The organism is Legionella maioricensis (assembly GCF_023618015.1).
Classification (GTDB): Bacteria; Pseudomonadota; Gammaproteobacteria; order Legionellales; family Legionellaceae; genus Legionella; species Legionella maioricensis.
Genome location: NZ_JAJKBJ010000018.1, coordinates 49,038 through 73,308 on the forward strand (window position 1 = coordinate 49,038; position 24,271 = coordinate 73,308).

Below are 24,271 nucleotides of genomic sequence, written 5' to 3' on the forward strand. Positions count from 1 at the left end.
AAACTTTACTTTTACAAGGCATGGCCTAGAGTATAAAAAACAGCGTCAACTAATATTCGACTTTAAAGGATACCCTTTAACAATGAATTTTCGAGATTTTTTTACAATAACTACCTGGTGGGGGAAAATTCTCGGAGCATGCTTTGGCTATCTGAGTGGCGGAGCTATTGGTGCATTATTTGGTATTTTGATTGGTAATTTTTTTGATAGAGGATTAGCCAGTCATTTTTCTAATCCGCACTTTTTGTATCACGCTGAAAAACGTAAAACGGTTCAAAAAATATTCTTCGAAGCAACATTTTCCATTTTAGGACACATTGCTAAAGCAGATGGTCGTGTCTCTGAACAAGAAATCAGAATGGCAAAAGTGCTCATGAGTGAAATGCGACTCAGTCGCGAACAAAAAGACTTGGCCAAACGTTTGTTTAATGAAGGGAAACAAAGTTATTTTAAATTAGATGCAGTACTTACCCAATTACAAACAGCCTGTAGAGATAATCGTGAATTATTAAAATTATTTGTAGACATTCAATATCGCGCATCGCAAGTTGACGGCTTAACTACTAAAAAAATTCAGGCTTTGGATATTATCTTTGCACGCCTTGGTTTTGCCCCTTTACACCAGCAGTACCGTTTTTATGAAGATTTTAATTATACTTCTTATCACCATTACCAACAGCAACAACAGGAACAAAAACAAAGGCAGCAAAAAAATTCTCAATCCTCTTCATCTTCCTCCTCCTCTTCATCTTCATCTTCCTATCAACAGCGTTATTATAAAGCAAAACCCTCACTTAATACCCTGGATCACGCCTATGCATTAATTGAGGTAAATGAAAAATCAAGCAAACAGGAAGTAAAGCAAGCGTATAGACGTTTGTTAAGTCGCAATCACCCTGATAAGTTAATTGCCCAAGGCTTACCTGAAGAAATGATTAAATTAGCTAACGATAAAACCCAAAAAATAATGAAAGCTTACGAATTAATTTGTAAAAGTAAGGGTTGGTAAGCAGTTCATTGCTCTGGCTCAACTGGATCGTCGATAAATCCAACCCAATTAGACTCATCGACTTTCGCAATAAGACTTGCTGATGAATAAACAGGCTCTATGTAAGAAACTAAAATAGGTCGCGGCTGGATTTCAAATTCAGGTAATCGGGTCATCCAACCGTGTATAAAAGCCAACAACATTCGTTGACTGTATTGATAATCATGATGGGCTCCCGGCATTTCTACAGCCACATAATTATGCTGTTTAAACTCCTTTTCCCGCTGCTCCATTTGATTTAAAACTGTATCATAATCAAACTGACCTGCAATATCGAATAACGGAAAACGTAAGCTGGGTGGTCTATCCAAATTACTCTGTTCATCGTAAGCAGATACCATCACTAACCCATTAATCATTTTAGATTGCGGCTTACTAAAATACTCCAGAGATTGGTTCAGCTGCTCGCCATAATGGACTAGCACAATACGCTTATTCTTAGCTTCTCTCAGAGCACTAATCGTTTCGGGTATTTGTTTTACCCAGGGAATAGTATTGTCATTATTACAATTCAACAAAACAACAGACCACCCATTATGAGATAATTGTTCGGCAAAATGCGTCAACAATCTTGGTGATTGAGCTGCATCTGCCCCGCCTCGGACAATTATTACCCCACCGTAGTGGGCTTTGCTGGCGGGCCAATAGGGTAAACTAAGAGGATGCTGATCTACTTTTATTTCCAGAACATCTGCTATGGTATTGGATATGATCAGAAAAAACACCAGAACTGTCCGTATGATGTAACTCATATTTCCCTATATATTTTTTTTGTGGCATTCACCGGGATTGAGCCATCCCGGTGGTGATTATTTTAATAATTAATCAGACAGGCTCACCCCAGCCTCATCCAGCATCACTCGTGCTTTTTCAGATAAAATTTTATGAGCTAGGCCGGTAGGGTGTAACAAATCAAAAAACAAATAGCCATCGCAAGCATCGTTTGCTTTTTTGGGTGTGACTCTGGCTACCATTTTTAAAACTGACTTTTTAGTCAATTCATTTCCTACAGCGTTAACGCAGGTTCCCGTTATATTATTAAATCCATATTGCTCCGGATTTTCCAAAAGAAGATTTAAAGCGTTATTTAAATCAAAAAACAACCAATTTACCTCTGGATATTTTTGTTTAAAATCACTAATAGTTTGATCTAATAATTTATTATGCTGACTTGCATAATAGCTAAATAAGTCAATAGAACCAAATTCAATAGCAGCCGGTGTCCTACCCAGATCAGGCAAGTTAAGTAATAAAATATTCCTGGCACCCTTTTTTACTAAACGCTCTAAACTGTGGGTAATGCCAGCATTAACATCTGCCAAGGTTTGCTCTACATCACTGGGCATCCCAAAATAATTGTTAGCCCCAATCCACACCACAAAAAGACTGTCGGCGCTTGCTTCATCGTTATGCGCCAATAAGTAACTGTCGACTTGCCTTTTTAAAGTAAATAATACGTCATCCCCTTCTTCTTCCGATACACCCGCTCCGCCAAATGCGTAATCCAAGAGATGTGCGGAAGGATTTTCAGGAAAATAAGATGCAACTAAATGTTCAATCCACACCGGACCATTAGAAAAACGACCTTCAAAATATGGAGGTGACTGAGGCAATTGATGTTTCATGAACTCATAAAGATTGCCATTATCAGATAAACTATCACCGAATGCGACAATATTGTGAAGCGAAGTTGCCGCTACAACTCCCGAGAATAAAAAAGCACTTAAGGTTGCTAATAGCTTCATGAATACCCTTAATTAATTGATTTGTTTTTAAGAAAAAACGCTTATTATTATATTATAAAATAAAGGAATTAATCAATTTTTCCCTTGTTGATAAAAGGCTTAGCGTAAAAATGCTCCACTTGCTCTGAGCCAATAACCTCTTTATAGTTAATATTTTTGTGAGGGAGCATAATGAAAGAATTACAAAGAAAGTTCCTATTAGGATGTCTGGATTCAATTGATACTATTATTTCCGATGAGCAAAAATTAAACGCTTCAACGTTGATTTATAGTCAAGGCAATGAAAATGATCCCCGTTATCAACTCCAGTCAAAAATTACTGAAGCCGAACTCTGGTCCTCTAAAGAAAAAATTGAAATTTCAAGCGCAGTGTTTGAAGCCATAGCTCATAATAGTTATCTATTTTGTGCAGCGGAAAAACATACCAAAGACATCGAAGAAGCCACTGCTTTATTCTTAAATGATTACCTGCTCTTAATTACAAAAAATACTGAACCTAGTAATCGATTACCGTCTGTAAAAAAGAATATCGCCGAGCTAAAATTAAAAATTGAACAGGAAATTGCGGCGATCGAGGAACAAGAAGATTTCTCTATTAAAAATAACCCCTTTGTCTTCTTTTCAGCAGTGACTGCTGTAGCTGTTGGAGTAGCTGCTGTAGCTGCCTTAACATTAACTCCATAGTAAAAATGTGGCGTGGTACAGGCGAAGCCCAAAACTCGGGATGACGTACCAGGATGGTATGCCGTCATTGCGAACGTAGTGAAGCAATGACGGAGATTTGTTCCTTAGCTTACCTGGACTATATCTAAAACCTCTAAGTCCTTATTAACAGTAACGGCAAAGAACTATGAGAACTATGCGCCACTACCAATCAAAGTCAAGTTCAACTGACGCCCACAAACCCAGGCTTTAGTTAAATCTCGTACGACTTCTTTAGACATCCCTTTAGGTAAACGAACAGTAGAATGATCGTCATGAATTTTAAGGCCAGTGATGTATCGGCTTTGTAAACCCGCTTCATTAGCGATGGCACCGACAATATTTCCAGGTTTTACACCGTGTACTTTACCTACATCAATGCGGAACAAATCCTGGGCTGAGGCATCTTCGTTGAATTTTTTCCGATCATCGCCAACGCTTTTTCGGTCACTTCCAAAACTCTTGCGATCACCACCAAAACCCTTGCGATCTCCGGCAAAACTTTTCCTACCGTCACCAGCACCTCGAGAACGTTCAAATTTACCGTCACCACGTCCTTCTTTTGCGGGACGGGCGGCTGCTTTAGGTAATGTAAGTTCTTTTTGCCAAGGCATATCTTTATGCAACAATAAAGCAAGAGTAGCGGCAACGTCTAAAGCAGAAACTTCATGCTCTTTAATGTACTCTTCAACAATACGTTTATAAGAATGAAGATTGGCATGTTCTAATCGTGCAGTAATATTCGCCATAAAACGTTGTTGTCTGGCCACTTGGATCATATGATCATTAGGCACATTCACTTTCTCAATACGCTGACGAGTATGACGTTCAATATTGCTTATTAAACGAGACTCTTTAGGGGTCACAAATAAAATGGTTACTCCGGAACGACCTGCTCTTCCAGTTCTACCGATACGATGTACATACGTTTCATTATCATGCGGCATATCATAATTAATCACATGAGTGACTCGTTCTACATCCAATCCGCGTGCAGCTACGTCAGTAGCGACCAGAACGTCTATAGCACCTTGTTTAAATTGAGCAATAATTCGTTCACGCAAGGCCTGAGTAATATCACCATGAATAGCCATTGCCCTTAATCCATGCTGTTGTAGTACTTCTGCCACTTCTTCGGTACTGCTCTTGGTACGCACAAATACAATAACACCCTGATAGTCTTCAACTTCCAACACTCTAATGAGTGCATCGGGTTTTTGATGTCCAGAAGCAAATAAAAAGCGTTGCTCAATACTTTTCACTGTTGCTGTTTCCATACGAATTTCAACAGAAGCAGGATTATTTAAATAGGTCGTTGCAATTTGACGAATACGATGAGGCATTGTTGCTGAAAACAAAGCAATTTGTTTCTTTTCAGGCAATTTTGCCAAAATAGTTTCAACGTCTTCGATAAAACCCATACGCAACATTTCATCTGCTTCATCGAGAATAAAAGTACGTAGGTTATCTAAGGGCAAAGTGCCCCTGTCTATATGATCCAGGATGCGGCCAGGTGTACCAACCACTACCTGGGCTCCGCCACGTAATTGTTTTAATTGACGACTGTATTCTTGTCCGCCACAAAGTACAGCAATAGTAACACCGCGCTGATGAGCACTTAATAGCTCAAATTGTTCAGCTACCTGAATAGCTAATTCACGAGTGGGAGCTAAAATTAATGCCTGTGTCCCCTGAACAACAGGTGATAAATTCTGCAAAATCGGTAAAGCAAAAGCAGCAGTTTTACCTGTGCCTGTTTGAGCTAAAGCAATAGCATCTCGACCTTCTAATAGCAGAGGAATGGTTTGAGCCTGAATAGGGGAAGGCTTGGTAAACTTCATGTCCTCTAGCGCTTTGTTCAGTGTATCTGAAAAATTAAAGGAGGCGAAGTTTGTTATTTCTTGAGTCATAAGGATCCTGATAAAGTAAAGCGTAAACCTAAAAAGGTTAAGTAATATAAAAATTGCTCAGTATAATAACAAAATAAACAGGATTATGCACGATATTTATTATTTTTCTCTAAAAAAAGGGTTTCTTTGTTATTGAATAAACAGTATTTTTTCAACCAAATTGGACTAAAAACAAGACAATAAAGCTCTTTTTTGAAGAAAAGGCCCTGAATTTAATTACTCCGGTATTAGGCTTCACGTGCTGGAATCGGGTCGTACGAAGTCTGAGTGCTCGTAGGTCATGGCGAACAATGTGAAGCAATTGTAAGTTAAAAATTTGATAAATTACTATCGGTAAGGGAAAAGAAGATGTAATCCAGCTCAGATTTTCAATGAAATATCGTTCTGGATTACTTCGCCAGGCTCGCAATAGGCAACTCTTTAATGCTTACTGAGGTCACGAATATCTTAAATCAAAGCAGCCAAACGACACGCTTGGTCAATCGCATGACGCGCATCCAATTCTAAAGCCTTATAAGCCCCACCTACCAGATGAACTGACTTACCTGCCTGCTTTAAAGGTTCATACAGCTCTTTGCATTCCATTTGCCCCGCGCAAATCACAATAGTGTCTACAGCCAACAATTGCGGTTTATCACCAATGAACAAATGCAATCCTTCATCATCTATAAAATCATAAGTCACGCCCGCAATCATTTTCACCTGTTTGTGTTTCAAACTTAAGCGATGAATCCATCCGGTGGTTTTGCCTAAGCGTTTTCCCATTTTTTCTTTTTTACGCTGCAATAAATAAACCTCTCGAGGACTGGGGGTAATATCAGGAGTTTTAATTCCTCCCCGATGTTGTCCGGTGACATCAATTCCCCACTCATCATAAAACTGCTCTTTACTCGCTTGGTGCTTATGGGTTAAAAATTCAGCGACATCAAAACCAATTCCACCCGCGCCCACAATAGCTACTCGCACGCCCACCTCCTTCTTACCGGTAATTGCGTCGATGTAACTCACCACTTTATTATGTTCTATACCCTTAATATCAGGGACTCGAGGCTTAATTCCAGTCGCAACAACCACTTCCTCAAAATCCAATAATAAGTCTACAGTTGCTTCAGTATTTAAATGAACATCTACCTTGTATTTCTGTAACTGATAATCAAAATAATTAAGGGTATGTTGAAACACTTCTTTACCGGGGATTCGCTTGGCTAAATTAAACTGCCCCCCTAAAGTCTCGCTCTTTTCAAACAAAGTAACCTTATGACCTCGTTCTGCGGCAATTGCAGCAAAAGCAAGGCCAGCAGGCCCCGAACCGACTACTGCGACAGATTTGGGTTGATGTGTCGTTTGGTATACTAATTCTGTTTCATTACAGGCTTGCGGATTAACCAGACAAGATGCTGTTTTGTTTACAAAAACCTGATCAAGACACGCTTGATTACACGCGATACACACATTGATAGCCTGACTTTCACCTAATTTGGCTTTTTCAGCAAATTGAGGATCCGCTAACAGTGGTCTTGCCATAGAAACCATATCAGCAACCCCAGACTCCAGTAATTCATTGGCCAGTTCAGGAGTATTAATACGATTAGAAGTAATAACGGGTATGTTTACTTCTGATTTCAAATGCTTGGTGATTGGAGTAAAGGCAGCAGCAGGCACCAAAGTAGCAATAGTCGGAATACGTGCTTCATGCCAGCCGATACCTGTATTAATTATTGTAGCTCCCGCTTGTTCAATTGCTTTAGCAAGAATAACCACCTCTTCCCAGCTACTTCCCTGAGCAATCAAATCCAGCATCGATAAACGGTAAATAATAATGAACTTGTCGCCTACTGCTTCGCGTACTTGCCGAACGACCTCAACGGGAAAACGGATACGATTAGCATAACTCCCTCCCCATTCATCCTGGCGGTGATTCGTATGAGTAACGATAAATTGATTGATTAAATAACCTTCGCTCCCCATGATCTCCACACCATCATAACCAGCTAATTGAGCAAGGCGCGCGCAACGAGCAAAATGTTTAATGTTTTTTTTAATACGATATTGGCTCATCACCCAAGGTTTAAAGGGACTAATTGGAGACTTAATGCCACTGGGAGCCACAATAAAAGGATGATATCCATAACGCCCTGCATGTAAAATTTGCAGCGCTATTTTTCCACCGGCCTCGTGTACCGTATGAGTAACGACTTCATGTTTGTGTTGTTCTTTGCTGTTGGTTAGTTTGGCAGCAAATGGCGCTAAACGCCCGGAGCGATTCGGGGCAAAGCCACCCGTTACCATTAAACCTACTCCGCCAAGCGCTCTTGCACGATAAAACTCGGCCAAGCGTTTTAAGCCTTCTTTCTCTTCTTCAAGGCCAGTATGCATGGAGCCCATTAGAATGCGATTTTTTAATTGCGTAAATCCCAAATCCAAAGGCTGGAACAGGGCTTTAAAAGGGGTATTATCAATTCTCAATTCCATGAGGACTCTCTAATAATTAAAGACTTAAAGAAAGAAAGTATAAACCCTGCCAGTTATACAGCAACCACTTTTTTATCCAACGATACATTTAATGTATCGGGGGTTTGAAAACGATGAGCCACTAAAGCACCGCTCAAGGCGATTCCCCCACCAACCAAAGAAATCAGCGAAGGTTGCTCATGTAATAATAAAAAACCCAGCAAAGTAGACACTATAGGAAGAGCGTATAATGTGATTGCGGCCTTAGAGGCAGGTAATTTTTTCAATACATAACTCCAGGCCACGTAAGCAACTGCAGCGGGAAAAATACCCATATAAATCACGGCAACAGTCGATTGATACTCTGCCGTTTTAATTTCCTGCAGCAACACAGGGGAAAAAATCAACAACAGAAGCGTACCGCCCCACATGACCCAGGCTATTACAGTCACTGGATGATAGAGTTTTAAAAATTTCTTTTGAATAATGGTTAAAATGGCTCCCATGAGGGCGGATACCAGGATCAATAAGATACCTTGCTTCATCTCATCGTGCGAACCTTCACCAATGGCCAATAGAAATAAACCAAATAAACTGATTAAGATCCCAACCCATACCGCCCCCTTTAATTTTTCCTGTAAAAAAATCAACGATAAGAGGATGGTTATCACGGGCATCAAACCGATGACAAAACTTGCTATTCCAGCAGATACTGTAATTTCCCCATAATTCAGGCAAATATTATAAACCCCAATGCCCAGCATACCCGCTATGAGGAGTTGAATACGCTCCTTCCAGGAGATAAATTTTTTAATTCCCTGACGATGATAGATGATCATCATACAAAGAGAAGCAACAAGAAATCGTAAAAGAGCAAGCGGCCCAGGAGAGTAGTCAGCCAGGGCAATTCTTATTCCAACAAATGCAGAAGCCCATAAAACAATAGCACTAACTAAAACACAATTTACTTTGAAGGATTGCATGATTCGTTACCAGAATAAGCAAGAACAATATTTTACCAGATATGCTTTGAATCAACTAGCATACCAGCCCCATAAGTCTTATGGCCCCCTATGCCAATCCCTTGTACCCCTACGTCCCGCGGCCGCGGGATCCAGAGTTCTAGGCCCAGAGTCAGCTTCCCAGCTCCCGCGGACAAGCCGCGACACTTAGGCCATTTAAAAATAAATGATCATCAGCCCCTAATCTTAATCCCGCTGGAATAAATTTTATTCTTAGGTAATACTAGGTAAAAAAAATAATAACAGGGAAAAAAATGAATAAATTAACTACCGTGTTTATTGGTTCTTTATTAAGTTTCAATGCGGCTCATGCAGCCCCAGTCACTACAACTCTTTATACTACGGATGCAAATCCAACCGCTATAGGAACGGTTGAATTTAGTGAAACCCCTTATGGCGTACTGGTTAATCCTCATTTGATAAAACTGCCGGCGGGGCTGCATGGCTTTCACATCCATCAAGTTCCTGACTGCGGAGATCATGGAATGAAGGCAGGAGGACATTATGATCCAACCCATACAAACAGCCATAAAGGTCCATACGCCAATGGGCATCTTGGCGATTTACCTGTGCTCTATGTCTCCAGCGACGGCACAGCAAACACCCCTATCTTGGCACCACGCTTAAAATTAAAAGATTTGGATGGTTTGACCTTAATGATTCATGCAGGCGGCGATAATTACAGTGATACTCCTCCTTTAGGTGGCGGCGGCGCTCGCGAAGCGTGTGGCGTTATTAAATTGGTAGGTTAAGCTAATATAAAGTGTCGAAGGCTTAACTTTATGGCCATGAGTCTAATCCATCCTCTAGTGTTTCAGAAATACCGACTTTGAACGGTCGATAAAGAACAAGTAACCCGTATAAATAATGAAATACGGGTTACTATTAAGATTTTTGGCTTAAATCACCTCTTTTAAGAAACAAATTTCCTGCTGACATAAACCCCATGAATCACGGCGCTAATTCGCCCGATGCGTGCAAGCGCTGCGGCTGAAAACCCATGCTCTTGTAATTGGCGCGTATGCGAACTAATACAGGTACCACATCCATTAAGAGCAGAAACCGCCAAGGATAACGTTTCAAAAGTAACCCTATCCACTCCTGGATTCATCATGCCTTGCATCCTTAACCCCGCAGGAACATGTTCTACCTCTGAGTTTTCAGTCAAATGAGTAAAACGATAATAAATATTCGTCATCGCCATTAAGCTTGCTGCCAGTTGAGCCGCATTGATCAACGATGCATTGCTGATTAATTCTTTCAGACCTGTAACTAACTCCTGATCACCTAAAGAATAAGCCACAGCCAACGCCGAACCTAAAATTTGCTCTTCATTTAATCCATCGCCCTGGGACACATCCAGGGCTTTACCCAGATTTAAGCGGATGTCTTTCGCAATTTCGGGAATACTTTGCTTTATGTTGTCTAACATGATTAATACCCCAAATCAGAATTATTTAACATGAATAGTCTCTTCACCTTTTTTCCAATTACAAGGACAGAGTTCATCGGTCTGGAGCGCATCAAGAACACGCAATACTTCCTGCGGATTTCGTCCTACATTTAAATCAGTAACCATGACAAAACGGGTAATACCTTGTGGATCAACAATAAACGTTGCTCTTTGGGCCACCCCTTCCTGTTCATCTAATATTCCCAGGCTTTGAGTCAACTCACGTTTCACATCAGCCAACATAGGAAATGGCAGATTTTTTAAATCCGGATGTTGATTTCTCCAGGCTAAGTGCACAAATTCACTGTCAGTACTTCCACCAAGTACTTGGGCATCACGATCAGCAAACTCTGAATTCAGTTTGCCAAATTCCGCAATCTCTGTGGGACAGACAAAAGTAAAATCTTTAGGCCAAAAAAATACAACCAACCATTTTCCCGGATAACTTTCATTAGAAATCACTTGGAACGCATTATTCAAGTCATTACTCACTGTTGCCTTTACTTGAAACTGGGGAAATTTATTGCCTACTGTAATCATGGATATCTCCTCATTAATTAATTCTTTTCTCATTGTTAAATTTAGATGAAATCAACTTATAAATAAAATCAATTGTTTTTATTATATTAATAGATTTTTTAAATTATTAATGCGATTTGAAAATCATTGTGCAAAAAATTTGGCGTTTATGGTTTTTATAAACTACTTTTATAGAAGGGCCAATAAGGAATATTGTATGAAAGACCCCTTCTCTGATTTGCTAAAATCCTTACAAGCTGTGTTTCATTTGGAAGCTAAGAGAAATGGAAAATTTATTTATCCAGAAGTTCAGCAGCTGAAAGAAGCAACAGAACGCTATAATCCGGCAATTAAGCATACTTTTACTGCTCTGTTGGATGCGATAGAAAAATCAATACATCACATTGAAAAATGGCGGTGGCGGATTAATTTTAATTCAATCAAACACTCCATGGATAATTTGGCAAAAATACATCAAATGCCAACAATTGATTGGAATAAAGTCTTATCTCATCCCAAAGTATCACTAACATTCCAATTCAATCCTTCGGCTCAAGACCCTGATCTAAGTACCTGGCTTTCTGCAAAAACCAGAAGACCTTTTTTTCAATTGGAGCCTAAAGAAGTGATTCAAGCGCTTATTGATAATAGTGATGGGCCGCTTATTGACAATAATGACAGGCGTATATTTAGTCAAAAGCTAAGTGCTCATTTGAAAAAATACCCCGATTTTTTATTCCATCTGATTATGGGCTCGGAAAAAAACTTCAGCAAAATTTGTCGTAGTCGACTAATTTTTTATTTAACCGATGAACAAATAGCAAAAGCAATAATAAAACACATCCCTGCTTTTGTGCATAAACGGGGGGAACCTTTTGAGCAAGTGGATGATTTGATTCGCACCCTCAACGACAGGCTGTCAAATGGGCGCTCAATCTCGACGCTATTACGAAATGCTGAAGCCAGACCTATTTTATTTAACTCAACATTTTTTCAAATATATCAAAGTGACAGTTACAAAAACCGCCAGACACTGGCCACACCATCTGTTTCTCATCGAGAAAGTGAGCTATTAAAACCCGACTTATAAAACAAATCCTCTCAGGCCTGAACCCATAGCCGTCAAGCCAAGAAGATTTTTTCCTTACAGCATCTTGACGGCTATGGGCCTGAAACCCGAATGCAATAGAATTAATCCAATAAACCTAAAGATTTAACCGTATCGCGCTCTTGTCTTAATTCATTCAAAGTCAGATTGAATTTTTCCTGACCGTAAGCATTCAGAGTTAAACCATCAACAACTTTTAGTTCGCCCTGTTCACGACGGCAAGGAAAGGAGAAAATCAAACCCTCATCTACACCATACTCACCATCAGAATGACGACACATAGAAAATGATTCGCCAGCAGGAGTATCATTCACTAAATGATTCACCCCGGTGATAATAGCATTTGCAGCAGAAGCAGCTGAAGAAGAACCGCGTGCTTTGATAACTGCCGCGCCACGTTGTTGTACGGTAGAAACAAAGGTATCTTTTAACCAGGCTTCATCAGAAATCACTTTAGCCGCAGAAACGCCATTAATTTTGGCATTATAAAAATCAGGATATTGAGTAGCAGAATGGTTACCCCAAATCGTCATTTCAGTTACAGCGGTAATATCCACTCCTGCTTTTTTTGCTAATTGAGTACGGGCTCTCAGCTCATCCAGGGTAGTCATTGCGTAAAAACGGTCATTAGGTACGTCTTTCGCATGATGCATCGCAATCAGGCAGTTGGTATTGCAAGGATTACCAACAACGAATACCCGTACATCATCACTGGCGTTATCATTAATGGCTTGACCTTGTTTGGTAAAAATTCCACCATTAATTTGTAATAAATCAGAACGCTCCATACCTTGCTTACGTGGTACAGAACCTACCAATAAAGCCCAGTTAACCCCATCCATTGCCTTATTCATATCAGCAGTACAAACTACTCGTTTTAACAAGGGGAATGCGCAATCATCAAGCTCCATAGCAACCCCTTCCAAAGCGGGAAGAGCAGGCTCAAGCTCAAGTAAATTTAATTCAACTTCAGTATTGGCTCCAAACATTTGTCCTGATGCAATACGGAACAGTAACGCATAACCAATTTGCCCCGCAGCACCGGTGACAGCCACTCTAACTCGTTTATTCGCCATATTATTTCCTCTTATTCAACCACTCTTTAATTAAAAATAGCGCAGCGATACTGCGCGCCTCAGTAAAATCTGGTTTTTCTAATAATTCCATTCCTGCATTTAAGGGCCATTCTACAATTTCAGGGGGTTCTGGCTCATCGCCTGGTAAAGGCGAAGAATACAACCCCATGGCTACCACTAACTCAATACGAGAGCCCAAATAACCAGGAGCAAGCGTCATCGAACGAAGCCAATGAAGTTCTCTTGCGGCATAGCCTGTTTCTTCGCGCAACTCTCTATTGGCGGCTTCTTCAGGAGTTTCATTACTTTCAATCACTCCCTTAGGGAAAGCCAATTCATAACGATCTGTCCCAGCAGCATATTCCCGAACCAATAATAATGATTCGCCAGGGGTCAATGCAACAATAAGTACTGCCCCATGCCCATGACTTTTTATCCGCTCAAAAACTCTTTGAGCACCATTAGAAAACTGCAAATGCATTTCCTCTACCGTAAACAAACGCGATTTGGCAATGACTGCTCTTCGCTTGCATATTGGTTTTTCCCGCATGGTCTGATATCACTTATTTGGTGACAAAACAGCTATCATGATACTATTGCATTCCCAAACAAGCCAGTCTAAAAACATTAATGCTTCCTTTATCTTTGTACGTCCACATTCCATGGTGCATTCGCAAATGCCCATACTGCGATTTTAATTCGCATAAGAGTCCCGAAACATTACCCGAGCAACACTATGTTCAGGCACTCATTGCTGATCTGCAAGAGGATGTATCACGTTTCAAGACTCGAGAAATTGTCTCCATCTTTATTGGCGGCGGCACCCCCAGCCTTTTTTCTGCGGAAGCCTATGCAACCTTGTTTGCTGAATTAAAACAAATCCTGCCTTTTGCCCACGACATAGAAATCACTATGGAAGCCAATCCGGGAAGCGTTGAACAACAGCGTTTTACTGATTACAGACAACTGGGTATTAATCGCCTGTCTTTAGGCATCCAAAGTTTCAATCCCGTTCATCTAAAGGCGTTGGGACGCATCCATGATGACAAACAGGCTCATGGGGCTATAGATGCGGCGCGAAAAGCAGGCTTTGACAATCTGAATCTGGACATCATGCATGGCCTACCCAATCAAAGTGTTGCTCAAGGCCTTGAAGATCTGAACACTGCTTTGTCCTATCAACCAGAACATATCTCCTGGTATCAATTAACCATTGAACCAAACACCGTATTTTACAAAGAAAATCCTCCTCTTCCTTCTGAAGATGATGCCTATTGGTTAGAGGAACAAGGATTTATCCTGTTAAAAGATTCAGGATTTACCCGTTATGAGATTTCAGCCTTTTCTAAATCCAATAAACAAGCACGACATAACTTGAATTATTGGTCATTCGGCGATTATTTTGGAATAGGAGCAGGAGCGCATGGAAAGCTGACCACCCCCCAAGGTGTAGTAAGAACCCGTAAACACCGTCAACCCAAAGACTATCAAAATCCCGGAAAACCCTTTCTCGCAGGCCAGGAGATTGTGGAGGGTGATGAGCTCCTCTTTGAATTCATGCTGAACACCACCCGTTTAGAGCAAGCTATTCCTCTCGAATTATTCCCTGCAACCACAGGATTGGATTTAACGATTCTCTTAGCCAAACTCAAGCAGGCTCAAAGTAAAAACCTGATCTTATTAACTGACACCTATTGGCAAGTTACTGCGTTGGGCAGACGTTATACTAATGATCTCCAGGCTCTGTTTTTACCTTAGGTACTCTGCTAATATTTCAGATAAGTACTAAATTATTATTTTCCAATTTTTATTCAAAAACTTTAAGTTGCTTGCAAATAAAGTTTCCCTGATAATAAAAATTATTTCCGAAAAAAGGAGCACTCGGTGACTTGGTTTATATTATTTGTAACTCTTGGTTATTTGATGGGTTCTTTCTGCTCGGCAGTCATCGTTTGCCGTTTGTTCGCATTACCTGACCCCCGTCAGGAAGGGTCAAAAAATCCCGGAGCGACTAATGTATTGCGTATTGCCGGTAAGAATTACGCTGCCCTGGTAATGCTTGCAGATCTTCTTAAAGGAACAATTCCTGTATTATTAGCCAAAGCGTTCGATGCCGATGCGGTAACGGTATCTTTTACCGCCTTGGCTGCGGTAATTGGCCATATGTATCCGATTTTCTTTGGATTCAAAGGAGGAAAAGGCGTAGCCACTGCCATAGGCGCTTTATTAGGTTTTCACTTTATCATTGGCGTCATGGTTGCTGCGACCTGGTTATTAGTGGCTAAATTCAGCCGTTATTCTTCTCTTGCCTCCATGGTGGCTATTACTTTGGCTCCCTTTTATACCTTATTATTGATACCTAACCTGGGTGTTTTCCCACCTTTATTTATTATGGCTCTCCTTGTACTCTTCAAGCATAAAAATAACATTACCCGACTTATAGATGGTGCAGAGCCAAAAATTAATTTAAAAACCAATGTGATAGAAGAAGTCGTCGAACCGCCACACAGTCCAAGCGGTAAAGAGACAGAAGAGCCTATGGTACAAGAAATACCACTCCTCGAAACAAAAACACCAGTCAAAGAAATAAAATTAGTTGAAGTGAATACAAAAAAAATAAGTAAAACAGCAGAGCCAATAAAAAAATTAAAAGCAACTAAAACAACTAAAACAAAAACTGATAAATCGGTTGCTGCTGAAAAACCAGCAAAAAAACCAACAAAAAAGCCAGTAAAGAAAACCGCGAGCCCTAAAAATAAAGCTCCCTCGGATAACCCCAAGAAGTGATAAGCCCAACCCGGATTATCCCTACACTACATTTTCTTTCCCGCGGAGCGTTTCTCTCTTTCTAACGCTCCTCACCGGGTAACCGCACATGACAAACCAACTATAATTATTAATAGGCGCACGCTGAGGAAAGGGTGTGAAAATCAATTTCATTTTTATTTCAGATACTCTTAGCCATTGGGGATTGGCATCCTTCTTAAGACTAGAGGCAATTGAGTTTGTCCTTGATAATAGCGTTGGGGACCAAATAACAGAAAGTCTGCTGATGAGGGCGTTTTCTTCTGAAGAAGATGAGCCTGTTGCTCATCTTGATGATTCACAAGCGGGACAACAATTTAAAACAATCATTATAGATGGTGACGGCTATAGAATGGACTTCCTCAAGGAAGAACGAGTCAAAAGAATCATCCACGAATTATCTTCAAATCAAAATTTAAGCATAAACGATGCTTTAACAGAAAAGGCAGACCCCGATATCTCTATTTTTAAAAATTACATGGCCGGTTTGTCAGCAGTATTGAAAGGATATAAAAAACAATACATACCCAATGATTTATTATACCCGTTATCAGCTGACTGGCTAGATGCCTCTAACCGTATTCAGGAGCTGTTAAAAACACCGGACCTCGTATCAATAAAAGAATGCACACGCCTCCATGAGGTACTTATTAGGCATCTTGAGAAACTACATCAAATACTCGGACGTCTTGAAGAAGAGCATCCTCTACTGGAAGGTGATAACCTCTCTTTAAAACAAGGCTATTCCGCTTCTTTTGAGGTGAGTCGCCTTGGTATCAATCTGTTTAAAGCAGCCGCGATAAGCTGCATCAAAAAATTAACCCAGTGCATAAACCAATTAACGCCGGCTTATTATGCAAATACAATCCCACACTATACAAGTAAATTTGCTGATTTATTAACTCTAATTCCAGGGCACGATGAGGAAAAAAGACTATTCATTCAAACCATTTACTCCAAGTTTGCTCTCCCATCCTCTGATTTGACAGAGTTAAAGACTGCAAGCGCGATTTATGTGACTTTTAATCGTATAGAGGAAATCCTAACCCTCATGTCTACTCATCATGTACTTAATGAGGTACATTTTAAAACCCTGGAAAGAATAATGCTCTTACCTGCAGAGGAGGCGAATAAAAAATTAATCCAACTTCGGGATCAGATAACCTCTCTTGAGCAACTAGACCTTTTAATGCCGGAGACCCTCTCGTCGCTTTTGACAACTGATTCATTAATAGATAAATCCTGTTCCGCCAGAACCTCAGTAACAAGTTATGTGTTTTTTGGTACGGCAAGTCGTGATGAAGACAGCTATAAACGGATGTGGAGTGTTTACTCCTTAGGCGTCGAACAGAAACTAATAAAAATGCTAAAAGAACATAAATCTTTGTCTGAATTATTAAACTTTGCTGCCCAAACCAGACAAACCATTGCCATCTCCAGAAAAGAGTCTGTTTCTTTTTTTCAGTTTGGCGGGGAAAGAAAAGGCGTATCAAATCAGGATATTTATACTAACAATCATCAATCAATAATCAACGCTTCCTTATTTCCTGCTGTTTCTCAAATTGCATGCCAGGAATATGATTATCCTGCTATGGTAAGTAGCGACGTGCTTAAGGAATCACCTCCAGATGCAATATTTGAGATTAACAATGTTTATAAATTGTCTTTGCAACTGGATAGGGCGAAAATCGACCTCCCTGATGAAGAGATCCGCACAACCCTTAAAAAATCAAAAAAATCCTCTCTGAAACCGACAAAAATTGCTATTAAATTTTCTCCGCTTGATCGAAATAAATTTGAACAAATGCTGAGTTTTTTCGATACCCATTTTTTAGCAAAATGTAGAAAAAAAGAATACACTGAGGAGGAGTTTTTAACCGAATTGGGTAAACTAATCTTCTATCTGGTTCGCTCTTATCCTTATATCAGAGGTACCGGAGCTATTTTGCAGTGGGAAGCGAGAAGTCTCGTATCCTACTACACTGATGGGCAAGTCGATTTAGGCGATATTCGTTTGGGGAGAAATAGTGATAATAGCAAAAACCTTCCTTATGATGTATATGCCCACCTCGTACAAAATCCTGAAGCCTATGCCGAAGCATTCAAAAAAGCACTACTCCCCGCATTCACCGCTCAAAATGAACCAAGCCATTCTGCCCGCCTTTCAAGCTGAGGAAGATACGTCATCCAGAGCGATGCGAAGGATCTCCACAAAAGTGGCGCAATTTAAGACACTCTAACTCTCCAACATCACAAAAGAGGCATATACATTCTTTCTAGCCCAAAATAGGGAGCTTTATGTGTAGGGGTTACAAGCAATTTAGAGCAGCGTATGTCGGAACAGAAAGCATCAAGCCAAAGGCCAACGGGCTTTGACGTCAACCCCGGCCCCTTCATCCTTTTCTCCGCGCAACATTCGCAAACAACCTGCATAAGCAACCATAGCCCCATTGTCAGTACAATATTCAAGAGCAGGGAAATAGACCTGTCCATTAATACTTTTAATCCATTCCTGTAATGCAGCGCGCAAAGCCTTATTAGCCCCCACTCCCCCAGCAACCACTAAGCGGGTGCAGGCAGATTGCTGGATTGCCCTTTTACATTTTATAATTAAAGTCTCAACGACTGCTTGCTGAAATGCCTTAGCAATTTCCAAACGATCTTTTTCCTCTTTCCCACTCTGATTCCAAGTGGTCAAGGCATGCGTTTTTAATCCGCTGAAACTAAAGTCCAATCCCGGTCTATCGGTCATAGGACGCGGAAAACGATAAGGGGTTGACTCACACCGATCAGCAAGCCCGGCCAGCACCGCACCGCCAGGATAGGGAATACCCATTAACTTGGCCGTTTTATCAAAGGCCTCCCCTACTGCATCATCCAGGGTATCACCCAATAACTGATATTCCCCCAGGTTTTTTACTTCAATTAATTGACAGTGGCCACCAGAAACCAAAAGAGCAATAAAAGGGAATTCCAGGGCAGGAGTCTCCATTTTTGCCGCTAATAAATGCGCCTCCAGATGATGAATGGCCAAAGCAGGAATATTTAAGGCATAAGCCAGACTTTTAGCAAAACAGGAGCCAACCAACAAAGCGCCAATTAAGCCAGGCCCCGCAGTATAAGCGATGCCATCCAGATCTTTTTTATCGAGCTGGGCGTCCTTGAGTACTTGATCAACTAAAGGTATTAAATAATTGACATGATCTCTAGATGCCAGCTCCGGAACAACTCCCCCATGCACTTTATGGGTTTCGATTTGCGAATGCAGCGCATGAGCTAATAATCCGGAACCCGAATCATAAATAGCCACTCCTGTTTCATCACAAGAAGACTCTATACCTAATACCAACATGGCCAACCTCAAAAAACATTCATACAGACAACAAATTCACTCAATTTTTGATTATATCACAAGCTTATTGGTAACCCTTGCTAATAAAATATGAAGAAGATTCGCGTTAAACTTCAATTTAACTTGACGAGTACTTAAACTAGCACTAGAATTGCCCACCTATAAGATCAAATAACCAGAGGATTAGTTTAATGCCTACCGTTCGTGTAAAAGAAGGCGAAAACCCAGAATATGCACTGCGCCGTTTCAAGCGCTCTTGTGAAAAAGCCGGTATTTTAACCGAATTACGCCGTCGTGAATTTTATGAAAAACCAACTGCTGAGCGTAAACGTAAACAAGCTGCTGCAGTAAAGCGTCACCTGAAAAAGATTTCTCGTGATACTTCCTCACGACGTAGCATGAAACACCGACGTAAATAAGATTTACCAAGCTATTCACCAATATTTAATTATCTTAGTGAATAATCTGCTTTAAGTTCAGGTCACATTTTATGTGGCCTTTTCGTTTTTGAGGAAATAAAAATGACCATAAAAGAACGTCTCAATAATGATATTAAAGATGCCATGCGGGCGAAAGACAAAAATCTGCTCACCACCTTACGTTTAATTTCTGCTGCGGTGAAGCAAATTGAAGTGGACGAACGTATTGAAGTAAGTGAAGAGCGCATGTTGGTGATATTGGACAAAATGAGCAAACAGCGTAAAGAATCTATTGCCCAATATGAAAAAGCAAATCGTGATGATTTAGTGGCTCAAGAACAATATGAACTGGGCATCATTTCAAAATATCTTCCAGAGCCTTTATCTGCTGCTGAAATAGAGCAAATGGTCAAGGAAGCAATTGCTTCCACTGGTGCTGAAAAAATGGCTGATATGGGCAAAGTCATGGGTCAACTTAAAACTAAATTACAGGGACGAGCTGATATGACTCAAGTGAGTGCCTTAATCAAGGCGAAGTTGAGCTGAGAATTACTATGTCTGGCTTAATTCCACAGCCATTCATTGACGATCTTCTGCATCGGACCGATCTGGTAGAACTAATTGATAGCTATGTTCCTCTAAAAAAAAGAGGAACAAGCCATGTTGCCTGTTGCCCCTTTCATAATGAAAAATCGCCTTCTTTTAACGTAGTAGCTAAAAAACAGTTTTATCACTGCTTTGGATGCGGCGCATCCGGGAACGCAATTAGTTTTGTGATGAACTACCAAAACCTGGGATTTATTGATGCCGTTGAAACCCTGGCAACCCGTTTAGGTTTAACCGTTCCCCGCGAAGGTCAGACAGAAAAAAATAATTCATCGAATGATCTCTACAAATTACTTGCCGAGGTCAGTGCCTATTATCAAAAAAAATTAAAACTCGACGGTCAGATAGCAATAGACTATTTGCGTAACCGAGGGCTTAGCGGAACAGTAGCCAAATTATATCAATTAGGCTTTGCCCCCGAGGGCTGGCATAATCTGGAAAAAATATTTGCCCGTTCTCAGAAAGAACTGATCGCCACAGGAATGTTGATTAAAAATGATGACGGTAAAATCTATGACCGTTATCGCAACAGAGTGATGTTCCCCATCCATGACCGTCATGGACGGATCATCGGATTTGGTGGACGAGTTCTGGATAACGAACAGAAACCCAAATATCTTAACTCTCCAGAAACGGTACTTTTTCAAAAGAGTCGCGAACTTTATGGCTTGCATCAAATTTTAAGCCAGCAAAAAACCGTAGACAGCATCATCATTGTTGAAGGCTATATGGATGTTATTGCCCTGGCGCAACACGGTATTACCAATGCAGTGGCCACCTTGGGCACCGCGACCAGTACCTACCATATTCAATTATTAGCCAAACATACTAAACAATTGATTTTTTGTTTTGATGGAGACGCGGCAGGAAAACAAGCCGCCTGGAGAGGACTTGAAAGCAGTTTGCCCCACCTCAATGCAGGATTAGACGCCAATTTTATGTTCTTACCGGATGGTCATGACCCTGACAGTTTGGTCAGAGCAGAAGGAAAGGAGAACTTTTTAACCCGTCTCCAACAAGCAACCCCTTTGCACCACTTTCTCTTTGATACCTTAGCCAAAGACATTAATCTTTTAAGCCCCGGGGGGAAAACCCAATTAATCAATTTGGCCAAACCTTTATTGCAAAAAATGGTGGAAAGCTCTTATAAACAATTGCTTATCGATGATTTGGCACGCCTAACTCATATAGAAAGTCACAGACTGAACTTGCTTCTTTCCGATCAAACCCAGATTAAACCACAAGAACAATTAACTAATATTGCCCGTACCCCTGCCCGTATTGCCGTTGCCCTGCTCTTGCAAAATCCGGAAATTTATACTAAAAGTGTACAACATATTAATCCTGACTTGCTTGATGACAAAGAACATCCTATTTTACTCAAGCTACTGGAACAATTAGCAAACAATCCTCAGGCAAATACGGCAAGCTTAATTGAGTCATGGCGTAATAGTAGTTATTTTGAGTCCATTAACAAATTGGCCGCCTGGGATCATCAAGTACCGGAACAAGAGCTATTTAAAGAATTTATTGATATAATCTTTTTGTTACAAAAACAGAATCGAGAACTATTTATCAGACAATTAATGGACAAATCAAGGCAAGTAGGCTTGACTGAAACAGAAAGAATTAATCTATTGAACATGATAAAAGAAAAACATATTCAAACGAACATAGAAAAATAAAAACTGAATTACTGGCATGTTTCAGTTAGCCAGTTTATAATCAAAACCTTTTTGTAATTCTTAATTGTCCCTATAAGAAGTGCCTATGACCATGAATGACCAAGAACAGCAGAGCTCACAGATAACTAAAGTCATCAGCCTGGGAAAAGAACAGGGTTACCTGACTTACAGTCAAATAAATGATCTACTACCTAATATAGTAGATACGGAACATTTTGATGTCATTATAAGCATGCTGGAAGGCATGAACATTAAAGTGTTTGAGCAACCACCAGGAGACGATGAATTAGCGCTTCTGTTAAATACAGAAGAAGTGCCTGACATCGAAGAAGCAGCGATGGTTCTTGCTTCTGTGGATAAAGAAACTGGACGAACCACTGATCCGGTACGTATGTACATGCGTGAAATGGGTACAGTAGAATTACTGACTCGCGAAGGTGAAATCCGCATCGCCAAACGTATTGAAGAAGGTATCTACCAGGTTCTTCGATCACTAGCTCATTATCCAGAAACCGTACAATTGGTTCTTGACGACTACGATCGCTTCAATGCCGAAGAGATTCGCCTCAACGAAATCATTAGTGGTTTTGCTGACTCTGAAGAAGAAATAGCTCCAGCATCAAGCATAGGCTCTATGCTTGATGAAGAACAACAAGTAGAAGTTCTGCTCAGCGTTGACGATGAAGACGAAGATGGTGAGGGCGGTTTGGCCGAGGTTGACGACGGTCCTAATCCTGAACAAGCCAAAGTTTACTTTGATGAATTGCGTGAGAATTTCGACAATGCCATGGTTGCCTTAAAAGAGCATGGTCGTACCAACGCAAAAACACTTCTGTTACTGGAAACCATGTCGGATTCGTTCTTGAAACTGAAATTAACTTCAAGACAAGTAGACCGATTAACTCGTCATTTCCGTCAGTTGCGTAATCATATTAGAGAATTTGAACGCGGTATCATGCGTCTGTGCATAGAAAAAGCACGCATTCCACGTAAATTATTTATAGATACCTTCCCTGGCCAGGAAACCGATCTGAAATGGTTAGAAACACTGACCAGTAAAAACGGCAAAAAACTCGACATACAACGCATCCAAGAATACACCGATGAAATTCTTCGCCTGCAGTCCAGATTGGCTTCTTTTGAAATAGAATACGGTTTGACCATAAGTGAGATTAAAGACATCAACCGTAAAATGTCTATTGGCGAAGCTAAAGCCAGACGTGCTAAAAAAGAAATGGTTGAAGCGAACTTACGTTTGGTAATTTCGATTGCTAAAAAATACACCAACCGAGGCTTACAATTCCTTGATTTGATTCAGGAAGGTAATATTGGCTTGATGAAAGCAGTAGATAAATTTGAATACCGTCGCGGTTACAAATTCTCTACCTATGCAACCTGGTGGATTAGACAAGCGATCACCCGATCCATTGCGGATCAGGCACGTACCATCCGTATTCCGGTCCATATGATTGAGACCATTAACAAACTCAATCGTATTTCCCGCCAAATTCTGCAGGAAACAGGCCGTGAAGCCACTCCTGAAGAATTAGCGGAAAAAATGGAATTAAGTGAAGACAAAATTCGCAAAGTCCTGAAGATCGCTAAAGAGCCTATTTCGATGGAAACTCCAGTTGGCGACGATGATGATTCTCACTTAGGTGACTTTATCGAAGACAACAACATCGAATCGCCCATCGACATGGCGACTGCAGAAGGCCTGCGCGAAGCAACACTGGAAATCCTGGAAACACTAACGCCACGTGAAGCGAAAGTCCTACGTATGCGTTTTGGTATCGAAATGAATACCGACCATACCCTGGAAGAAGTAGGCAAACAGTTTGATGTAACCCGCGAACGTATTCGACAAATCGAAGCAAAAGCGCTACGCAAACTACGCCACCCATCACGTTCAGAGAAGCTAAGAAGCTTCCTGGAAGGCGATGAAAGTTAATTTAATTGCTGCTGATAAAGCAGCAATTAAGTAAAACCTTTGAAACCCAATAGTTTGAGACAAAATGGTGCAAAGTTTGACTGACGAAACAACCAAACCCCGCCCTTTACTCAAGCTATTGGGAAATTTAAGAAAGTACCGTTAAAAAAAGTAAAAAATACTAGAACATTAGTAAAATTAAGTTTAAAATGACCCCTCTCCGGGCCCATAGCTCAGTTGGTCAGAGCAGCGGACTCATAATCCGTTGGTCCTAGGTTCAAGTCCTAGTGGGCCCACCAACAAAATCCGGCTCTTTCCCAATTACGGGGGCACTCCCCATTTAACAACACAACACCCTAACACGGGTTCTATAATTTTGGCTCTTTCCCAATTACGGGGGCACTCCCCATTTAACAACACAACACCCTAACACGGGTTCT

General features: G+C 40.6%; 21 protein-coding genes and 1 tRNA gene. 12 read left to right on the top strand and 10 right to left on the bottom strand.

Annotation, left to right across the window (positions count from 1 at the left end):
- Positions 1-82: 82 nt before the first annotated feature.
- Positions 83-1,009: a co-chaperone DjlA gene (gene djlA / locus LOX96_RS13325; RefSeq protein ID WP_250422537.1), complete on the top strand. Its 927-nt coding sequence runs from the start codon at positions 83-85 to the stop codon at positions 1,007-1,009.
- Between the two features lie 5 nt (positions 1,010-1,014).
- Here the strand turns inward: djlA and LOX96_RS13330 are convergent, their stop codons facing one another.
- Both LOX96_RS13330 and plaA read right to left on the bottom strand, forming a co-directional pair.
- The gene (locus tag LOX96_RS13330; protein WP_250422535.1) at positions 1,015-1,800 is read right to left on the bottom strand and encodes an alpha/beta hydrolase; all 786 of its coding nucleotides are present in this window, start codon (positions 1,798-1,800) and stop codon (positions 1,015-1,017) included.
- Between the two features lie 69 nt (positions 1,801-1,869).
- Positions 1,870-2,793, bottom strand: a complete 924-nt coding sequence (gene plaA / locus LOX96_RS13335; RefSeq protein WP_250422533.1) for a GDSL family lysophospholipase PlaA — start codon at positions 2,791-2,793, stop codon at positions 1,870-1,872.
- A gap of 171 nt (positions 2,794-2,964) precedes the next feature.
- Between plaA and LOX96_RS13340 the strand changes: the two genes are divergently transcribed.
- Complete coding sequence (locus LOX96_RS13340; protein ID WP_250422530.1) at positions 2,965-3,477, top strand: hypothetical protein; 513 nt, start codon at positions 2,965-2,967, stop codon at positions 3,475-3,477.
- A 173-nt stretch (positions 3,478-3,650) separates the two neighbouring features.
- On the opposite strand, the gene LOX96_RS13345 is transcribed toward LOX96_RS13340, so the two are convergent.
- The 3 genes from LOX96_RS13345 to LOX96_RS13355 all read right to left on the bottom strand — a co-directional run bounded on the left by LOX96_RS13345 (position 3,651) and on the right by LOX96_RS13355 (position 8,839).
- The gene (locus LOX96_RS13345) at positions 3,651-5,405 is read right to left on the bottom strand and encodes a DEAD/DEAH box helicase (protein ID WP_250422528.1); all 1,755 of its coding nucleotides are present in this window, start codon (positions 5,403-5,405) and stop codon (positions 3,651-3,653) included.
- Between the two features lie 447 nt (positions 5,406-5,852).
- Positions 5,853-7,877, bottom strand: coding sequence for an NADPH-dependent 2,4-dienoyl-CoA reductase (locus LOX96_RS13350; RefSeq protein WP_250422526.1), 2,025 nt, complete (start codon positions 7,875-7,877; stop codon positions 5,853-5,855).
- Between the two features lie 53 nt (positions 7,878-7,930).
- Complete coding sequence (locus LOX96_RS13355; RefSeq protein WP_250422524.1) at positions 7,931-8,839, bottom strand: DMT family transporter; 909 nt, start codon at positions 8,837-8,839, stop codon at positions 7,931-7,933.
- Between the two features lie 293 nt (positions 8,840-9,132).
- On the opposite strand from LOX96_RS13355, the gene LOX96_RS13360 reads away from it, so the two are divergent.
- Positions 9,133-9,630, top strand: a complete 498-nt coding sequence (locus tag LOX96_RS13360; protein WP_250422521.1) for a superoxide dismutase family protein — start codon at positions 9,133-9,135, stop codon at positions 9,628-9,630.
- A 161-nt stretch (positions 9,631-9,791) separates the two neighbouring features.
- On the opposite strand, the gene LOX96_RS13365 is transcribed toward LOX96_RS13360, so the two are convergent.
- Positions 9,792-10,310, bottom strand: a complete 519-nt coding sequence (locus LOX96_RS13365; RefSeq protein ID WP_250422518.1) for a carboxymuconolactone decarboxylase family protein — start codon at positions 10,308-10,310, stop codon at positions 9,792-9,794.
- A 21-nt stretch (positions 10,311-10,331) separates the two neighbouring features.
- Positions 10,332-10,871 carry a peroxiredoxin gene (locus tag LOX96_RS13370; protein WP_250422517.1) on the bottom strand — a complete coding sequence of 180 codons (540 nt, stop codon included), beginning with the start codon at positions 10,869-10,871 and terminating at the stop codon, positions 10,332-10,334.
- Positions 10,872-11,067: 196 nt separating this feature from the next.
- Between LOX96_RS13370 and LOX96_RS13375 the strand changes: the two genes are divergently transcribed.
- Positions 11,068-11,940: a hypothetical protein gene (locus tag LOX96_RS13375; RefSeq protein ID WP_284498377.1), complete on the top strand. Its 873-nt coding sequence runs from the start codon at positions 11,068-11,070 to the stop codon at positions 11,938-11,940.
- A gap of 101 nt (positions 11,941-12,041) precedes the next feature.
- Here LOX96_RS13375 and LOX96_RS13380 read toward each other — a convergent pair whose 3' ends face one another.
- Positions 12,042-13,034, bottom strand: a complete 993-nt coding sequence (locus tag LOX96_RS13380; protein ID WP_250422515.1) for a malate dehydrogenase — start codon at positions 13,032-13,034, stop codon at positions 12,042-12,044.
- A 1-nt stretch (position 13,035) separates the two neighbouring features.
- Entirely contained in the window at positions 13,036-13,584 is a 549-nt protein-coding gene (nudE, locus tag LOX96_RS13385) for an ADP compounds hydrolase NudE (protein WP_250422511.1), read from the bottom strand.
- A gap of 80 nt (positions 13,585-13,664) precedes the next feature.
- Here nudE and hemW point away from each other — a divergent pair, with 80 nt between their 5' ends.
- From hemW to LOX96_RS13400, 3 genes are all read left to right on the top strand, one after another.
- A complete protein-coding gene (gene hemW / locus LOX96_RS13390; protein WP_250422509.1) occupies positions 13,665-14,792 on the top strand; it encodes a radical SAM family heme chaperone HemW in 1,128 nt (375 codons plus the stop codon).
- A 126-nt stretch (positions 14,793-14,918) separates the two neighbouring features.
- The gene (gene plsY, locus LOX96_RS13395; protein ID WP_250422506.1) at positions 14,919-15,821 is read left to right on the top strand and encodes a glycerol-3-phosphate 1-O-acyltransferase PlsY; all 903 of its coding nucleotides are present in this window, start codon (positions 14,919-14,921) and stop codon (positions 15,819-15,821) included.
- A gap of 136 nt (positions 15,822-15,957) precedes the next feature.
- Positions 15,958-18,012 carry a hypothetical protein gene (locus LOX96_RS13400; RefSeq protein ID WP_250422504.1) on the top strand — a complete coding sequence of 685 codons (2,055 nt, stop codon included), beginning with the start codon at positions 15,958-15,960 and terminating at the stop codon, positions 18,010-18,012.
- A 177-nt stretch (positions 18,013-18,189) separates the two neighbouring features.
- Here the strand turns inward: LOX96_RS13400 and tsaD are convergent, their stop codons facing one another.
- A complete protein-coding gene (tsaD, locus tag LOX96_RS13405; protein WP_250422501.1) occupies positions 18,190-19,191 on the bottom strand; it encodes a tRNA (adenosine(37)-N6)-threonylcarbamoyltransferase complex transferase subunit TsaD in 1,002 nt (333 codons plus the stop codon).
- A 191-nt stretch (positions 19,192-19,382) separates the two neighbouring features.
- Between tsaD and rpsU the strand changes: the two genes are divergently transcribed.
- From rpsU to LOX96_RS13430, 5 genes are all read left to right on the top strand, one after another.
- Positions 19,383-19,610: a 30S ribosomal protein S21 gene (rpsU, locus tag LOX96_RS13410; RefSeq protein WP_018576467.1), complete on the top strand. Its 228-nt coding sequence runs from the start codon at positions 19,383-19,385 to the stop codon at positions 19,608-19,610.
- A gap of 102 nt (positions 19,611-19,712) precedes the next feature.
- Entirely contained in the window at positions 19,713-20,156 is a 444-nt protein-coding gene (locus LOX96_RS13415; protein ID WP_250422498.1) for a GatB/YqeY domain-containing protein, read from the top strand.
- A gap of 8 nt (positions 20,157-20,164) precedes the next feature.
- Complete coding sequence (gene dnaG, locus LOX96_RS13420) at positions 20,165-21,901, top strand: DNA primase (protein ID WP_250422496.1); 1,737 nt, start codon at positions 20,165-20,167, stop codon at positions 21,899-21,901.
- Between the two features lie 85 nt (positions 21,902-21,986).
- Positions 21,987-23,852, top strand: coding sequence for an RNA polymerase sigma factor RpoD (rpoD, locus tag LOX96_RS13425; RefSeq protein WP_284498378.1), 1,866 nt, complete (start codon positions 21,987-21,989; stop codon positions 23,850-23,852).
- Positions 23,853-24,053: 201 nt separating this feature from the next.
- Positions 24,054-24,130 (top strand) — tRNA-Ile (locus tag LOX96_RS13430).
- Positions 24,131-24,271: the final 141 nt, after the last annotated feature.

What these genes read in the sequence shown, in the direction of transcription:
- dnaG (WP_250422496.1), top strand. Translation starts at nt 20,165, where the DNA reads ATGTCTGGCTTAATTCCACAGCCATTCATTGACGATCTTCTGCATCGG.
- LOX96_RS13350 (WP_250422526.1), bottom strand. Translation starts at nt 7,877, where the DNA reads ATGGAATTGAGAATTGATAATACCCCTTTTAAAGCCCTGTTCCAGCCT.
- LOX96_RS13340 (WP_250422530.1), top strand. Translation starts at nt 2,965, where the DNA reads ATGAAAGAATTACAAAGAAAGTTCCTATTAGGATGTCTGGATTCAATT.
- LOX96_RS13360 (WP_250422521.1), top strand. Translation starts at nt 9,133, where the DNA reads ATGAATAAATTAACTACCGTGTTTATTGGTTCTTTATTAAGTTTCAAT.
- hemW (WP_250422509.1), top strand. Translation starts at nt 13,665, where the DNA reads ATGCTTCCTTTATCTTTGTACGTCCACATTCCATGGTGCATTCGCAAA.
- LOX96_RS13345 (WP_250422528.1), bottom strand. Translation starts at nt 5,405, where the DNA reads ATGACTCAAGAAATAACAAACTTCGCCTCCTTTAATTTTTCAGATACA.
- rpsU (WP_018576467.1), top strand. Translation starts at nt 19,383, where the DNA reads ATGCCTACCGTTCGTGTAAAAGAAGGCGAAAACCCAGAATATGCACTG.
- LOX96_RS13355 (WP_250422524.1), bottom strand. Translation starts at nt 8,839, where the DNA reads ATGCAATCCTTCAAAGTAAATTGTGTTTTAGTTAGTGCTATTGTTTTA.
- LOX96_RS13365 (WP_250422518.1), bottom strand. Translation starts at nt 10,310, where the DNA reads ATGTTAGACAACATAAAGCAAAGTATTCCCGAAATTGCGAAAGACATC.
- LOX96_RS13330 (WP_250422535.1), bottom strand. Translation starts at nt 1,800, where the DNA reads ATGAGTTACATCATACGGACAGTTCTGGTGTTTTTTCTGATCATATCC.
- LOX96_RS13380 (WP_250422515.1), bottom strand. Translation starts at nt 13,034, where the DNA reads ATGGCGAATAAACGAGTTAGAGTGGCTGTCACCGGTGCTGCGGGGCAA.
- rpoD (WP_284498378.1), top strand. Translation starts at nt 21,987, where the DNA reads ATGACCATGAATGACCAAGAACAGCAGAGCTCACAGATAACTAAAGTC.
- LOX96_RS13370 (WP_250422517.1), bottom strand. Translation starts at nt 10,871, where the DNA reads ATGATTACAGTAGGCAATAAATTTCCCCAGTTTCAAGTAAAGGCAACA.
- LOX96_RS13375 (WP_284498377.1), top strand. Translation starts at nt 11,068, where the DNA reads ATGAAAGACCCCTTCTCTGATTTGCTAAAATCCTTACAAGCTGTGTTT.
- djlA (WP_250422537.1), top strand. Translation starts at nt 83, where the DNA reads ATGAATTTTCGAGATTTTTTTACAATAACTACCTGGTGGGGGAAAATT.
- nudE (WP_250422511.1), bottom strand. Translation starts at nt 13,584, where the DNA reads ATGCGGGAAAAACCAATATGCAAGCGAAGAGCAGTCATTGCCAAATCG.
- tsaD (WP_250422501.1), bottom strand. Translation starts at nt 19,191, where the DNA reads ATGTTGGTATTAGGTATAGAGTCTTCTTGTGATGAAACAGGAGTGGCT.
- plaA (WP_250422533.1), bottom strand. Translation starts at nt 2,793, where the DNA reads ATGAAGCTATTAGCAACCTTAAGTGCTTTTTTATTCTCGGGAGTTGTA.
- LOX96_RS13415 (WP_250422498.1), top strand. Translation starts at nt 19,713, where the DNA reads ATGACCATAAAAGAACGTCTCAATAATGATATTAAAGATGCCATGCGG.